This window comes from Pseudomonas sp. B21-041 (genome assembly GCF_024748675.1).
Taxonomy (GTDB): domain Bacteria; phylum Pseudomonadota; class Gammaproteobacteria; order Pseudomonadales; family Pseudomonadaceae; genus Aquipseudomonas; species Aquipseudomonas neuropathica.
In genome coordinates, this window is the sequence record NZ_CP087175.1 from 3,213,493 (window position 1) to 3,228,218 (window position 14,726).

Sequence of the window (14,726 nt, forward strand, 5' to 3'; positions counted from 1 at the left end):
ATTGACCGCGGATCAAACAAAGCCCTGGTGATCAGGGCTTCCTGCTCACTCTTTACAGCTTGAATTCCTTGGTCAACTTATTCAGCGATGCCGCTAATTGCGAAAGCTCCGCCGACGCAACGGCGGTCTGTTTCGAGCCTTCTGCAGTTTCGCAAGACAGGTCGCGAATGCTGATCAGGCTGCGATCCACTTCGCGCGCAACCTGAGCCTGCTCTTCGGCAGCGGTCGCCATCAGCAGGTTTCGTTCATTGATAAGATTCAGCGAGCCAGTGATGTCGGTCAGCACTTCGCCGGCGATATTGGCCATCTCGAGTGTTCTTTCGGCCTGAGAGCGGGTGTGGCTCATGGACGTAACTGCCCTGCTGGTGCCCGACTGAATGGAGCTGACCATGGACTCAATGTCCTCGGTCGATTTCTGCGTACGCTGCGCCAGCCCTCTCACCTCATCTGCAACCACGGCAAAGCCGCGGCCCGCCTCCCCCGCCCGCGCCGCCTCGATGGCCGCGTTCAACGCGAGCAGATTGGTTTGTTCGGCGACTTCTCGGATCACGTCCAGCACGCTGCTGATATCGCTCGCCATCGTAGAAAGCGCCTGCACTTCTGCCGAGGTGCCATGCACGCTGGAAACCATCAGATTGATTGCCGCGACCGTTTCGCTGACCTGGGCTTTACCGGCAATGGCTGCGGCGCTTGATTCCGACGTCAGTTGCGAGGTCGATGCGGCGTTGTCCGCGACCTGCTCCACCGCCGCACTCATTTGCGTCACGGCGGTGGCGGCCATTTCGATTTCATGACTCTGACGTTGAGTGATACGCGAAATATCTTCGGTGACGCCGTGCATGACTTCCGAGGTTTCGGCCAACTGCGTGGACGAGTCACGGATCATGATCAGCGCATCACGCAAACTGGCTTGCATCGCGGCCAACGACGACAGCATCTGCGCTGCCTCATCGGAGCCATCCAGCGCGATGGTTTCGCTCAGATCGTTGGCGGCGATGCATTCCGCCACCCTCAGCGAGCCTGCAATCGGCACCGTCAGGCTGCGCGTGTACAACACCGCCAGGGCCAAGGAAGCACCGATGGCAATGATAATGAACACACTGACGATCCACAGCGTGTGTTCGTAGACATTGTCGGCCTGCTTGCCCGCTTCATAAGCTTCGATCTCATTGAGAGCAATCAGCTTCTTGAGCGCGACCTGCACGCCGTCCGAGGCGGCACGCATCTGATTCTTTGACAGCGCAATGGCCGCTTCAAGCTGCCCGTTCGCCACGGTTTCAAGGTATTGGTCCTGCGCCTGATCATTGACCTGTTGTGCTTTGGCGAACGCCTCGAAGGCCTCACGTCCGGCGTCAGTTGCCAGCAGATCAATGAGTGCGCGCTGATGATTTTTGATGAGCTGACGCGATTGCTGAATGTCCATCAGGGCCTGAGCCTTGCGCTCAGGGGTTTCAATAGGGTTGCGCAGGCGGGCGTTATTGCCCTTGATTTCGATGAGTTCACGATCCAGTTGTCCGAGCAGCTTGATACTCGGCACGATGGTCGTCTCGACATAGGTCTCCGCCTTATTGAGCAAGTCGACTTGCTGCAAGGCGATCAATCCGATCGCGATAATCATGAGACAGAACAAGCCAAAACACAGCGCCGAACGCGGCGCGAGATTGAGTTTACGAAGCAGCATGATGCCTTACCTTAGAGTGTATTCAAGACAATGGGGCAAACGAGCGGGCAGCAAAGCAGGCGCTGAGCAATAGCACCTCAAAGCACAAGCGGATTACCGCGCGAAGGCGCAACAGCTAGCGGTTTGCGCCCGAAGAAAGCGTGGAGTCGGATGAGGCCGGCTCCGCCAGCTCCTTGAGCGTCGGGTCGGCCAGCATCAGAAAATCCGCCAATCGCGGCAGATCGATTTTCGAGACCAGACGCATCCAGCGTTGCGGATGCGGGTTGAAGACGGTCTTCGACCACTGATGATCATCACTGGGGTTGAAAATCAGCAGGTGACGAATCAGCGGATTTTCCCCAAAAAAATCGAGCGGATCCATCGCCATCTCGTTGAGCAACTCAGCATTGACGACGACCAGGCTGAGCCGTTGGGGGCAGTAATACGTCAGTACTCTCAGGTCACGATAAGTACAGACGTTCACTACGCTGAGACAGCCCAGCTTGTTGAACTGTTGTTCAATCGACAGACCTCTACGCACGTCGTTATCGGCGATCAGGATCCGCAAGGATCGACTTCGGTTATTTTCAAGAAACATCGGACACCTTTGGCAGCTCCATTCTTCCTTTCAAGAAAATAACCAAGGGGCCAACCTGGCCGATATGAGACTTGTCTCAAAATGACCACAGGGATCGCTGAGCGAAAACCACACCTTGATGACAAGCCCGCGCTAGCGAGGCCCGGCCTGGTTCAAAGTCTTTGGAGGGAGGGATTTTGCAACGGTGGCGAGCGGCGCAATGCCAGAAGCGCGGGACGGTCGTATACGAACCAGACAATTCTCATTATTAACGCCCCTTGTTTTCAGTAACCTTGAAACAAGGGGCGCAAACTCATTCTTCTCAGTCCATCAAGGCAGCGTCAGCGTCACGACGTAATTGCCAGTCGTTATCTGATGGCCCTTGTTGTCCGTGAGCAGCAAACGCTGGTCGTAATATTTTTCCTGCTCGTGGGTATCGGCAATCATCTTCACGAACACTTGCTGGCGCGGCTCACCCCGCCCTGCCGCACTAACGTTGGTCACCGAGAACATCTGACCAGTGCTCGCCTGCGGACAATCAAGCAGCTCGACAGAAGCAGAAGCACGGCTGGCGCCACTCGCCATGCAACTTGTCTCGACGATCTGTCCGCTGAAGCGAATCACTCCGCTGACAGGCGCAGACTGGGCCGCGCTGACGGTGTCAAAACTCAGCAGGCAGAGACAGGCAATCAATAAAGGACGTCGAATGATCATCGCGAAACTCCATGGTTATTAACCAAGGTATCGCCCGTTGCAAAATGATCTTTAACGTCCCCCTTCAATGCAAGGCCAGTCAGCAGAGCCCTGCGCCAATACGGTTACAGCTCGACCCGTTTGATTTTCTTGATCAGATCAGCCTGTGCATGCTCCAGCTTCAACGCGCTGCGATTGATATCCAGTGGATCGATGACCGGCGCTTCGCACTCGGCCTCAAGGTCGTTACACGCCTCGATGACCTGATGCTCGGCGACAATGCGCGCCGCGCCCTTGATCCGATGTGCCAGGTCAGCCAACAACCCGGGATCGCTTTCGGGTATCAGCGAATGCAGCTCCTCCAGATCCTTCTCACAACTCGACAGCGCCTCGCGCAGCAGTTCTTTCATCATGTCGAGATCGCCTCCGGTGAGCTCGGTCAGACGCTCGCGAATCGACCCCAGCTCCTTGATACCCGCCGCAGGCGGGCTTTCAACTGGCTCGGTTTCGACGTCCTTTTCCCAGCCGGCAAGCAGGGTCGACAAGGTGCTGAGGCTGATCGGTTTGAACAGACAGTCGTCCATCCCCGCCTCTCGGCATTTCACTTTTTCTTCCGGCTGCGCGTTGGCTGTGAAGCCCAGCACGATACACCGCGCTCCACCACTGTCGCGTTCGTCCTGGCGAATAGTGCGGGCCAGTTCGTAGCCGTTCATGACCGGCATGTTGCAGTCCGTGATCACAATGTCGAACGGCTCCGAACGCCACAATGCCAATGCCTGCGCTCCATCGGCAGCATCACGCACCGCCTGGCCAAGAAAGCTGAGCTGCTGCGTCAGCAGCAGACGGTTGGCGCTCTGGTCATCCACTACCAGAATCCGCAGCGTCGGCACTGGCTTGTCCTGGACAACCGAAACAGGCAGCACCTTGCCGCCGAGCGGACTGAGGATATTGAAGAACAGCGACACTTCCAGGCAGGTGCCTTTGCCCAGCGTACTGGTGATGTTCAGTCGCCCGCCCATCAACTCGCACAACGAACGTGAAATCGCCAATCCCAGACCGGTGCCGCCCCGGTTCGAGGGGCCGTGATTGGCTTGCGAAAACGGCTGGAACAGGTTCTGCAGATCAGCGCTGGAAATGCCGATGCCGGTATCCTCGACTTTGAGGTCGACCTGCAAACGTTCGTCAGCAAGGCGTTGGCCGCGAATCGAGACGCTGACATGCCCGGTATCGGTAAACTTGATGGCATTGCCGACCAGATTCGAGAGCACCTGCTGGAAGCGCATCGGATCAACCAGTACGTCACAGCCGACTGTGGCGTCGATATCGAGCTTCAACACCAGACTCTTCTGCCTGGCCAAGCCGTCGAACACCCGCGCCACGGACTCCACAAGTTCGCGCAGGTTGGCACGTTTGGGCGAAAGACTGACATGCCCAGACTCGATGCGAACCACATCGAGGATATCGCCGATCAGCTCCAGCAGGCCTTTCGCCGAGTCGTAGGCGACTTCAATCGCCGGTCGATCGAAGTGGCCCTGCTCGGCGCGCTTGAGGGTGAGTTCGAGCATGCCGATCACGGCACTCATCGGCGTACGGATCTCGTGGCTCATGGTCGCGAGGAACGTGGTTTTGGCGCGGCTTGACTCATCGGCCAGCTCTTTCGCCGAACGCAACTCCTCGATCAGTTCGCGGCGTTCGCTGATGTCGATCCAGCCGCAGATCACGCCTCTGACTTCCCCCGTCGTGTCGTGATAAGGCTGGATCCAGTGATAAATGATCAGCCGCGTTTCACCAACATGCAGCGTGCGATCCACCTCGTAAGGTTCGTCCCGCTCGATGACGCGCAGATAGTCATCGTGAAATTGCAACGCTTCCTGGCGATTGCGCTTGCCGCTTTCGAGCACGGTCTTGCCGATCACGTCTTTTTCCAACAGGCCAAACGTCTGCAGATAATTGTTATTGCAGGTGACAAGCCGACCTTCCCGATCGCGTACGTAAATGGGATGCGGCGTGCCGTTGATCAGCGCCCCCATGAACTTCAGCTGATCGCCGAGCAAGCGCTCTGCCCTACTGCGCTCGCGGATCTGCCGGCGAATATAGAAATTCCACGCCAGCGATCCGAGGATAATCAAGAAGGCACCAGCGCTGATTTGATAGATCAACACCTTGTAATCGCGCCACGACAGTCCCGAGAACGCGGCAATGGGACGCCAACGGTTGAGAATCACGTCCAGCTCATCGGGTGGAATGCTCAGCAGAGCCTTGTTCAGAATGCTGACCAGTTCGGTATCGGCGCGCCGGGCGGCGAAGGCGAGGAAACCCTTGTTCATGCCGACGATGTTGGAGATGCGCAAACTGTCACTGTAGATGTGAGCGATGTAGTAGCGCGCACCGTGCAACGTGGTAATCATCGCATCCGCTCGCCCATCCTTCACGTCAGCCAGCGCACCCAGCACTGTCTCGCTGTCGACAATTTCAATGTCGGGATAATCCTTGAGCAACTCACGCTCCGCGGAGCTTTCGGGGACGGCGACGCGCTTGCCGCGTAGCTCCTGCAGGCTTGAAGGCGCGCCTGCATCCTTGGCGGTGACGATCACAAAGGGACTGGCGAGGAATGGGTGAGTGAAACGCATACCGACTTCACGGGAGACCGTTGGCGTCAGCAATGAGATATCGGCGCTGCCATCCAGCAGGCGTGTGCTCAAGCTGGAAAAACTGTCAGTACGCTCCACATCGATCTGCAAACCGGTGCGCCGCTGAATCAGTTCCAGCAGATCGGCGCCGATTCCGCCAAAGTTGCCATCGCCATCAAAGAACGCAAATGGCGCCTGATCGTCATTGATCACGAACCGCGCGACCGGGTGCAGCTCAAGCCAGCGTGCTTCGCCGGGTGTCAGGTCAATACGTTTGGGTGTCAGTGCCCCGCCGCCACCGGACCAGCGCTTGGTGATTTCGGCTATCTTGCCGTCACCCATCGACTCGATGACCGAGTCGATCAGACGCAGCAGTTGATCATTACCTCGGCGCAGGGCAAAGCTGAAACCGTTGGTTTGCGTTTTGACGAACGAGTGCAGGCGCACATAGTTGAAGTAGTTGAGGTTGATCAGATAGTTGCTGGACACCGTATCGCCCAGAAACAGATCGACTTTGCCAAACGCCAGCGCGGCCAGTGCCAACTCGTTCGATGGAAAAAGTACGAACTCGGCATTGGGATACAAACCATGGAGCTGACTGGATGGCAGGTAATCGTCGGCAACCGCAATACGCAAACCGGCCAGATTGGCCGGCATCGGTCGCCGATCATCGCCGCGCATGAACATTGCCGGCACGTCTTCGACATAAGGCTTGCTGAGCGCGACGAGGCCGTCGATCAACTCGAAACTGTTGGAGCTGCCCAACATGTCGATGTCGCCGCGTTCAAGCGCCGCCATGGCATCGCGACGGTCGGGATATGCCTTGACGGTAACTTCGACATGCAAGGCCTGGCCGATAATGCAGGCGATGTCGGCGGCAATGCCCTCATAACGCGTACCGCTGGCGGTCATGACATAAGGCGGGAAATCCGGAAGTGCCGATCCCAATACGAGGCTGCGTTTCTGCCGCAGCCAACTCCAGTCTTCATTGCCCAGATCGACCTGCAGCGTCTTGCAGTCTGATCGACCGAACACCTGCAGAGTGCGCGGCTCTGCTGCCCACAACGACCCGCTACCGAATACGAAAAGCACACTGACGAGCAAAACACCGCGCAACAGTTGAAACATAAGCGTGTTATCCCTGGTTGTCGGCTGTCAGGCTGTGCTGCAACTTGAACAGCTCTGCATCACCACGAATGCCAAGCTTTTTGAAAGCGGCCTGTTTTTGCCCACTGATGGTTTTGCGACTGCGCGAGAACTTCAAAGCAATCTGCGTCACCCCCATACCCTCGAGGCAGCAACGCAAGACTTCTTTCTCTTTCGGCGACAGCAAAGGATTGCTCAGGAAATCGTCGCTGTGCGCCGCGCCGTCATCATTGGCACCAGCAGGTTCATCGACCGACGCAGGCAGCACATCAAGCTCGAAGGCCATTGCCGGCGACAGGTACAACTGGCCGGACGCTGCGCAACGGATGCCCGTGATCAGGTCATCGACTGGCTGGGACTTGCCGAAGAATCCGCTGACGCCCGCTCCGATCGCCATGTTCACCACCGCCGGGCGCTCTTCAGAGGATGAGACGAGGATGCGCATGTCTGGATATTGCTTGCGCAGCAGGCGAATCAGATTGAGCCCGTCCAGCTCACCATCGTGCAGCTTGTAGTCGAGTATCAGCAGGTCGATTTCGACCTCGCGCAATCCAGCGAGCAACTGCGCGCTGCTCCCGTACACGCCCACGACACTGAACTCGGCTTCGCGCGTCAGCCGCGATTTCATCGCCAGACGTATGAGCGAGTGATCATCAAGGATGGCAACGCGTAACGGATTCACGACTGACCAATGCATGAGCAACTCCATGATGAGGAGGGTTGAAGGATCATCAGCACTTGGCAACCGCAGCAGATCCCGGGCATCACCGAAGCTTTCAGGTGCATCTGATTGATTTCTCGGCACATGATGATTGTTTTGAAGACACGACGAAATAGGGCTTTGTCCCAAAAGTCAGACCGCGAGCGCGCATCAAAGGTCGGACGTACCTATTGCGCGGCGCCAGGACGACTTTTGACCCTCGAAGCGCCAATCGACCAGATGCGCCCAATTCATGGGGCGAGCGTAGAAGAAGCCCTGCCCCCACTGGCAACCGAGTCGAGCCAGGTGATGAACCTGGTCTGCGGTTTCAATACCCTCTGCCACCACACGCATGTCCAGCTCGCGCGCCAAGGCCAAGGCACCGTGGATGACCGCACTGTAGCGAGCCTGCTGGAAATTCTGCACGAAGCCGGCGTCGAGTTTGATTTCGTTGAACGGCATCTGACACAGTCGCTCCAGCGAAGAATAGCCGACACCGAAATCATCGATTGCCAGGCTGAAGCCGAGCATGCGCAGACGCACCATGTTTTCCATGCTGATCTCGGGCATCTGCAGCAGACCGGTTTCCGTCAGCTCGAATATCAGCCCGGCTGGCGAGGCACCGTGAATGCGCAACAGCGCCTTGATCCGATCGACAAGATTCGGGTTGGCCATCTGCGTCACGTCGAGATTGAACGCGAGCTTGAACGGTTTGCCGTGGGACTGCACGAAACGCTGCAGACTCAATCCTTGCGTGAGCAGGCTGAAAAACATTTCGTCAAGCAGCCCGCAACGCTCGATCGTGGGCAAGAACATGCCCGGTGAAAGTAACCCGCGACTGGGGCTTTGCCAGCGCACCAGCACCTCGGCGCCATCCACTTCACCACTGCGCAGATGAAACTTGGGCTGGAAGTACGCGCGAAATTCCTGCCGACGTATCGCTTCAAGCACTTCGTTCTCCGAAGGCTGATCGAGATGACTTTCCGCCACTTTGACATCGACCTGGCTGTGCGGCCGATAGCGCGCCAGCAATGGCGCCAGCACATCGACCATCAACGGCTTTGCAACACTGCCGAGCAATTCCAGGCCCTGCAACGTGACAATTCGATCAACCGTGCGCAACAAGTCTTCAGGCAACGAACTGCAGATGATCACTGCGCGAATCAATCCGGCCTCTCTCGCCAGGCGCAAAAAGGTCAAACCATCCATCCCGGCCATGCTCAGGTCACACAACGCAACGTCCACACCCCCTGCCTGGGAGATCACAGCCAGCGCATCTTTGCCATCAGCCGCCTGAAAGATATTTTTGTAACCCAGACTATTAAGCGCGCTGACCGCAGCCGTGCGCTGGAAGGCGTGATCTTCCAATACCAATATTCGAAGCGTGCTCACAAACCGGGAACCTCTTTCTATCAGCCATTAATAGCAAAACATCTGAATTATCTTTCAAGCAGAAAGACCGCTCACAAACTTTGCACTGACTAAGAATTTCTGCATCCGCAAACAGTAACCGAACAGAACCCGTGCGACTTTGAGAATTGTCTCATTTAGCCTGCCGTAAAATTGACTGAAGATATAAATACTCACTTCCGATATTGCCGCCTTGTTCGCACTTGTCACGCTTTAAGACAAATCTCAAAGACCCATCGCTATCACCGACCTAACATGGCCTGGCATTTCAATGCAGCACTTCACAATAACTTCGGATATAAACATGAAAAAGTTCGCTTTCGCAGTACTCACTCTTTCCGTACTGGCTGCCTCCACTGGTGCACTGGCTGAAGAAGAAGCCGCTAAAGCCGTCAAGGGCGGCAGCGGTCAAATCAGCTTCACCGGCGTCATCAACAACGATGCGTGCTCGGTAGATGGCGCTTCGGGTAACGACAAGATGATTGCCGTGGACATGGGCAGCGTATCGATCAAAGACATGGGCACCGATTCTGCCCCGGGTGCTGGTCGCGTGGCTGCCAACGATTTCAACCTGAAAGTGAACTGCAACGCCGGCACCAAGGTGTCGATGCTGTTCAAACCAACCGTCAACGGCGGTTCGGGCCTGGTTGATGGCAAGAAAGTTCTCAAGCTGCAAGGTACTGATGCGGCCAAAGGCGTAGGTATCGCGCTGCTGGACAGCAACGGCCAGTTGATCGACCTGAGCTCCGAAGCCACAGCCAAAGTACAGACCAGCCTGACTGGCGACGGCACCACTGGCGGCGACGGCACCCTGTCGTTCGCAGCCGCTTACGTCACCACCGGCGACAAGGCCACCGCTACTGCAGGTACCGGTAACGCCACTCTGCCGTTCGTTCTCGAATACGAATAAGCAGCGCGCAATACCTGGACGGGGCCGCTGTGCCTCGTCCTTCCCGACCAGATCAATCGGTGAAAACTATGTTAAGTCGCTATTTTCCGCTGTGTCTGGGGCTTGCCGGGGTGTTGATGACGCACTCGGCATTCGCCAGCATCTCCTTGAGTTCCACCCGGGTCATCTTCGATGGCGCGCACAAAGAGGCAAACGTCACCGTGCGCAACGGCGGGCAAACCATCCTGGCGCAATCGTGGCTGGATGCCGGCGACACCGCTGGCAGCGCGCCGCCATTTGCGGTGACTCCACCGCTGGCCCGACTCGAACCCAATCAACAGCAACTGTTGAGGATTCTCTATGAGGGCCGGGGCATGCCTGCAGACAAAGAGTCGGTGGTGTGGCTGAACGTGCAGGAAATCCCTCAGGCCAGTGCTGCCGATGTCAACACCCTGCAACTGGCGGTGCGTCAGCGCATCAAGGTTTTTTTTCGCCCGAACGGACTGACCGGTGACGCCGCGCAAGCGCCGGTGCAACTTGTATGGCAATTGGTCACGCAAGCTGGCAAGTCGGTACTGAAAGTAAAAAACCAGAGTAATTACCATGTGTCGCTGGCCGACCTGAAAGTCGCTGCAGGAAAAAAAGCAGAGTTGGTGATTGATTCGACAATGATCGTTCCGGGCGAAGTTCGTTCATTCAACTTGAAAGAGTTGCCACCTGGATCTCCGCGCCTGACGTTTTCAGCCATTAACGATTACGGCGCACAACAACGATTCGATGCACCACTCAGCGCTACCGAAAGTCATGCCGAGCGCGTGAAAGATGCATCCGCCCAGTAACTTCCCCGCCCCACCCCGCCAATTCACAAGCTATTTACGAGTTCCGGACTCCGGTTGAAGCAACACGGACTGATAAGGCAAATTGCATGTTTTCCTCCCAACACCACACATCTGCAAGTTGTGTAAAGCATCACGTTGCGCGCCATAAAAACAAAACGGCGTTGGGCTGCCTGCATCCATTGTGCTTTGCCATCAATATGGCCATTTGTGGATTCGCCATGGGTGCCGAAGCCCCCGCCGCGGTAGCGGGTGAGGCGTTCAATACCTTGTTTCTGGAAGGTTCATCTGCGGTCGATCTGCAACCCTTGTTGAATGCCAACAGCGTTCTGCCGGGCCGATATCGCGTTGACGTATTCAGCAACGGCACGCTGGTCGGTCGCCGCGACGTTGATTTCGCGGCCAATCCGCTCAACGGCAAAGTCGAGCCACGCATCACCCTGGAATTGTTACAGCAGCTAGGCGTAGACATGCGCAAACTGCGTGAGCAAGGTCTGGTTGACGAGCAACGGCCGGCCGATCACTACGATCTTGCGTCGATGATCGAACAAGCCAGTCTCAGTTTTGACGCCAACCGCCTGCGCCTCAATATCAGCGTGCCGCAGGTTGCTATGGCACGCGGCATGCGCGGCTATGTTGACCCAGAGCTTTGGGACGATGGCGTGGCCGCCGGATTCATCAACTATCAGTTGAGCAGCACCCGCAGCAAAACCGATTACTCGACGCAAATCTCCAATAACCTGGGTCTGCGCAACGGCATCAACTTCGGTGCCTGGCGTTTGCGCAACGAGTCCAATCTGAGCAGTGCCACCGGCCGGCCCAACCGGTTTGTCAGCAACCGCACGTTCATCCAGCGCGACCTCACGGCGATCAAGGGGCAACTGAGCGCGGGTGAAATCTTTTCCGACTCAGACCTGTTCGACAGCGTGCGCTATCAAGGCGTCAAGGTGGCCTCTGATGAGGGCATGCGCGCAGACAGCGAGCGCGGCTATGCGCCGATCATTCGTGGCGTGGCTGAAACCAATGCGAAGATCGAGGTCCGCCAGGATAACTACATTCTTTACACCACCAACGTGCCGCCGGGTCCGTTCGAGATCAGTGATATCTATCCATCGGGCTCCAATGGCGATCTGGAGATCACCATTGTCGAGGCGGATGGTCGGCGCAAGGTCACCCGACAGGCGTTCTCCGCCTTGCCGACGATGGTGCGTGAGGGTCAATTGAAGTACAGCCTGTCGAGCGGAAAATTCAACAACAACAGCGAGGGCTACGACAAGCCGGCCTTCCTGGGCGGTACTTTCGCCTACGGTTTGACCAGCAACCTGACAGGCATTGCCGGCATTCAGGCCAGCAATGGTTTCAAGGCGCTTTCCGTCGGTGCGGCGAAGAACACTTCGATTGGCGCGATGTCGCTGGACCTCACGCAATCGTCTAGCAAGGCATTCGGTAAAACGACCCAGGGCAGCAGCGTACGCGCGCTCTATGCAAAAACCTTCACCGGCACCGATACCAGCTTCACCCTCGCCGCCTATCGTTATTCGACCGAGGGTTACCGCACGCTGACCGACCACGTTCAGGACACCAGCACCGGCGCTACGCGGCGCGCAGGTAACGCCAAAACCCGTACCGACCTCACGGTCAACCAGACCCTGGGCGAAGCGCGCCAGTACGGCTCGCTGTACTTGAATGCCAGTGATCAGCGCTATTGGGATCGCGGTGGCTCGCGCAGCTTTTCTGCCGGTTACAACAATAATTGGCGCGACCTGAACTACAACATAAGTTTGAGTAAAACCGAGGAATTCGGCACACGCGGTGACACCACTCACGACACTCAATTGAGCGTTTCGATCTCATTCCCGCTCGGATCGACACCTCGCGCGCCTCGTGCCTATATTTCCAGCAATCATCAGAACGCCGGCACCAGTACGCAAGCCGGGATCAATGGTTATCTGACTGAAGACAGTGACACCTACTATTCCGTACAGACCGGCCGCAGTGTGCAAGGTGATCGCTCTGGCTCGCTCAGCCTGAGTACCCGCACAGCGATGGGTGATCTGGGATTGGGCTACAGCCGAGGCAGCGGTTATGAATCACAGAACCTGAGCGCGGCCGGCTCGATCGTGGCCCACGCGGGGGGCATCAACATGGGCCAGACCGTGGGCGAAACATTCGCCCTGGTGGCGGTGCCTGGCATGTCAGGGGTAGAAGTCAGCAGCTACTCCGGCGTAAAAACCGGCCTCAACGGCTATGCCGTCGTTCCAAATGCACAGCCCTATCGCGTGAACTGGGTGACGTTGGATACACGCAATCTCGGCGGTGAAATCGAGTTGGACAACGCCACTCAACAACTCGTACCGAGACGAGGTTCAGTCGTGCTCGCGCGCTTCGAAGGCAGCAAAGGGCGACGGATCCAGTTCGAACTCTACGATGCCGAGGGCAAACCCCTTCCATTCGGAGCGGTATTGATGGACGCCGACGGTAAACAACTGGCGCTTTCCGACCCCACCGGCAAGGCGTTAGCGCTTGTTACCAAAGATCAAGGCATCATCACAATCAAGTGGCAGGGCAAGAGTTGCCCCGCCCCTTACAAGCTTCCAGAAAGACTGAAGGATTTGAACTATGAGCATTACCGGCTTTCTTGCTCAACCAGCGTAGACACATCGAAATAACACGTTCAATTCTTCAATCTTCAATATCAAGGCTCTGATTTATTCAGAGCCTTGTCGTTTCTGCGCGTCTAGCCATGGCGCATAAAAACAAGACAATTCCTATATCCACATGCAGAAGACTCATTACCATAAAAGGCGTAGTGAGCACTCACGCGCAACCGTGTGAGATCAATAGCCCCAACGCCCTATAGCCGAGAAAGCCAAGAGAATTAGCCATGCCAAAAATCAGTGCAATGAGCGTAACCATCTATAAGAAAAAACCAGAGAACAACCAACACATAAAATCAGATTCGCAAAATCATCTATCACTTACGAAGAAAACCACTAGCGACGACAAGATTAGAATTGATTCCAGAGAAGAAGGTGTTAATACGGTCAAACAGCCTATTAGTGCAGTCGAGCTCATAAAAAAACAAATTGCCGAGATGCAGCAACAACTTGCCACTCGCAGAGCAGAGCTGGCTAAAATCGAAAGAATGAATATGCCAGAAGAAGAGAAGTCTCAAAGAACAATCGAGATTCAAAATCAGATTTCTGTATGTTCTGGCAACCTCCACGCGCTGCAGGCAACATTGATCCAAATGACACTCAGCGTTGACACACACGCTTGAAATCCCCGCCGATGGCCGCACTGGCGCAGGCCAACGCCTCATGGCGCGTCGCAAAGCGACGCGCCGAAGGTACGTGGCCCGAGCCAGTGCCTACCCATCAGCAGCTGCCGGGCGGGATGCCTTCCTTGTTAAAATCTTTGAGGCGCTTTTGCTCTTCCTCTGTGGAATGCGCCGGCGTCGATTGATCAGGTACTTCTTCCTCTGGAAATTGTGCTGTTTCTTCAGTCATTGCTTTGCCCTCGTTCTGGTTACTCATTCGGCATCGGCCGAGGGCTGGCAGTTCCAAAACTTCGCACCTTCTCCCTCTCGGCGAGCAAGTACTCTTAAGTCTCTGGATAGCGCAACCTCACACCACGCGCGCTTCGTTTCAAAGCGGTTACAACCAGAAGCCCTTGTGCGGTTCAGCCGCCTCCCCCTCCAGCATCGGCCCCAGCACACTGACCTTGCGCTGCCCCTTGGCGAACACCTCGCGGCACGGCAGCAAGAACGTCGGGTTCTCCGGATGGTCACCGGTCAATCCCAGTAACGCATGCTCCGACAAGGCGTAAACCACCCGCCCGATGCCGGTCCAGTACACCGCGCCGGCGCACATGCAGCAAGGTTCGGCGCTGGTGTACAGCGTGCACAGTTCCAGCTCTTGCGGTGACAGCAGTTTTGCCGCTGCTGCGGCCGCCACCAACTCGGCATGCTGAGTCGGATCGCCTTCCGGTGGCATCGAATTGTTCCCGGCTTCGACAATCACCTTGCCGTTGCGATCGGCCACCAATGCCGCGAACGGATGGCGACCGCGTTGTTTCGATGCCTCGGACAAGGCGATGGTCTGGCGCAGCAAGGTCAGATCAAGCTCGCTGACGCCGGCCGGGATGAGCTGAGTGAATTGATTCATGGGTAACTCCTGGGCAGTT

Annotated in this window: 12 protein-coding genes; 4 read left to right on the forward strand and 8 right to left on the reverse strand. The window is 56.6% G+C overall.

Going from position 1 to position 14,726, the window contains the following annotated elements:
- Positions 1–52: 52 nt before the first annotated feature.
- From LOY43_RS14325 to LOY43_RS14350, 6 genes are all read right to left on the reverse strand, one after another.
- Positions 53–1,681, reverse strand: coding sequence for a methyl-accepting chemotaxis protein (locus tag LOY43_RS14325; protein ID WP_258708223.1), 1,629 nt, complete (start codon positions 1,679–1,681; stop codon positions 53–55).
- Between the two features lie 115 nt (positions 1,682–1,796).
- Positions 1,797–2,258 (reverse strand): hypothetical protein, encoded by a 462-nt coding sequence (locus LOY43_RS14330; RefSeq protein ID WP_093431574.1) that lies wholly within the window; start codon positions 2,256–2,258, stop codon positions 1,797–1,799.
- Between the two features lie 309 nt (positions 2,259–2,567).
- Positions 2,568–2,951, reverse strand: a complete 384-nt coding sequence (locus tag LOY43_RS14335; protein ID WP_093431571.1) for a hypothetical protein — start codon at positions 2,949–2,951, stop codon at positions 2,568–2,570.
- A gap of 104 nt (positions 2,952–3,055) precedes the next feature.
- Entirely contained in the window at positions 3,056–6,688 is a 3,633-nt protein-coding gene (locus LOY43_RS14340) for a transporter substrate-binding domain-containing protein (protein ID WP_258708224.1), read from the reverse strand.
- A 7-nt stretch (positions 6,689–6,695) separates the two neighbouring features.
- The gene (locus tag LOY43_RS14345) at positions 6,696–7,403 is read right to left on the reverse strand and encodes a response regulator transcription factor (protein WP_093431564.1); all 708 of its coding nucleotides are present in this window, start codon (positions 7,401–7,403) and stop codon (positions 6,696–6,698) included.
- A gap of 174 nt (positions 7,404–7,577) precedes the next feature.
- Positions 7,578–8,798 carry an EAL domain-containing protein gene (locus LOY43_RS14350; protein ID WP_095048990.1) on the reverse strand — a complete coding sequence of 407 codons (1,221 nt, stop codon included), beginning with the start codon at positions 8,796–8,798 and terminating at the stop codon, positions 7,578–7,580.
- 322 nt (positions 8,799–9,120) lie between these two features.
- Between LOY43_RS14350 and LOY43_RS14355 the strand changes: the two genes are divergently transcribed.
- The 4 genes from LOY43_RS14355 to LOY43_RS14370 all read left to right on the forward strand — a co-directional run bounded on the left by LOY43_RS14355 (position 9,121) and on the right by LOY43_RS14370 (position 13,821).
- Complete coding sequence (locus tag LOY43_RS14355; protein WP_093431558.1) at positions 9,121–9,726, forward strand: fimbrial protein; 606 nt, start codon at positions 9,121–9,123, stop codon at positions 9,724–9,726.
- Between the two features lie 68 nt (positions 9,727–9,794).
- On the forward strand, positions 9,795–10,544 hold the full coding sequence (locus LOY43_RS14360; RefSeq protein WP_095048991.1) for a molecular chaperone: 750 nt from the start codon (positions 9,795–9,797) through the stop codon (positions 10,542–10,544).
- 197 nt (positions 10,545–10,741) lie between these two features.
- On the forward strand, positions 10,742–13,210 hold the full coding sequence (locus tag LOY43_RS14365) for a fimbria/pilus outer membrane usher protein (protein ID WP_408980843.1): 2,469 nt from the start codon (positions 10,742–10,744) through the stop codon (positions 13,208–13,210).
- Positions 13,211–13,425: 215 nt separating this feature from the next.
- Positions 13,426–13,821, forward strand: coding sequence for a hypothetical protein (locus LOY43_RS14370; RefSeq protein WP_258708226.1), 396 nt, complete (start codon positions 13,426–13,428; stop codon positions 13,819–13,821).
- A gap of 97 nt (positions 13,822–13,918) precedes the next feature.
- Here LOY43_RS14370 and LOY43_RS14375 read toward each other — a convergent pair whose 3' ends face one another.
- Both LOY43_RS14375 and LOY43_RS14380 read right to left on the reverse strand, forming a co-directional pair.
- Positions 13,919–14,050: a hypothetical protein gene (locus LOY43_RS14375; protein ID WP_086936038.1), complete on the reverse strand. Its 132-nt coding sequence runs from the start codon at positions 14,048–14,050 to the stop codon at positions 13,919–13,921.
- A 147-nt stretch (positions 14,051–14,197) separates the two neighbouring features.
- A complete protein-coding gene (locus tag LOY43_RS14380; RefSeq protein ID WP_258708227.1) occupies positions 14,198–14,707 on the reverse strand; it encodes a nucleoside deaminase in 510 nt (169 codons plus the stop codon).
- Positions 14,708–14,726 lie beyond the last annotated feature (19 nt).

What these genes read in the sequence shown, in the direction of transcription:
- LOY43_RS14365 (WP_408980843.1), top strand. Translation starts at nt 10,742, where the DNA reads ATGGCCATTTGTGGATTCGCCATGGGTGCCGAAGCCCCCGCCGCGGTA.
- LOY43_RS14345 (WP_093431564.1), bottom strand. Translation starts at nt 7,403, where the DNA reads ATGCATTGGTCAGTCGTGAATCCGTTACGCGTTGCCATCCTTGATGAT.
- LOY43_RS14325 (WP_258708223.1), bottom strand. Translation starts at nt 1,681, where the DNA reads ATGCTGCTTCGTAAACTCAATCTCGCGCCGCGTTCGGCGCTGTGTTTT.
- LOY43_RS14330 (WP_093431574.1), bottom strand. Translation starts at nt 2,258, where the DNA reads ATGTTTCTTGAAAATAACCGAAGTCGATCCTTGCGGATCCTGATCGCC.
- LOY43_RS14360 (WP_095048991.1), top strand. Translation starts at nt 9,795, where the DNA reads ATGTTAAGTCGCTATTTTCCGCTGTGTCTGGGGCTTGCCGGGGTGTTG.
- LOY43_RS14335 (WP_093431571.1), bottom strand. Translation starts at nt 2,951, where the DNA reads ATGATCATTCGACGTCCTTTATTGATTGCCTGTCTCTGCCTGCTGAGT.
- LOY43_RS14380 (WP_258708227.1), bottom strand. Translation starts at nt 14,707, where the DNA reads ATGAATCAATTCACTCAGCTCATCCCGGCCGGCGTCAGCGAGCTTGAT.
- LOY43_RS14340 (WP_258708224.1), bottom strand. Translation starts at nt 6,688, where the DNA reads ATGTTTCAACTGTTGCGCGGTGTTTTGCTCGTCAGTGTGCTTTTCGTA.
- LOY43_RS14370 (WP_258708226.1), top strand. Translation starts at nt 13,426, where the DNA reads ATGCCAAAAATCAGTGCAATGAGCGTAACCATCTATAAGAAAAAACCA.
- LOY43_RS14375 (WP_086936038.1), bottom strand. Translation starts at nt 14,050, where the DNA reads ATGACTGAAGAAACAGCACAATTTCCAGAGGAAGAAGTACCTGATCAA.
- LOY43_RS14355 (WP_093431558.1), top strand. Translation starts at nt 9,121, where the DNA reads ATGAAAAAGTTCGCTTTCGCAGTACTCACTCTTTCCGTACTGGCTGCC.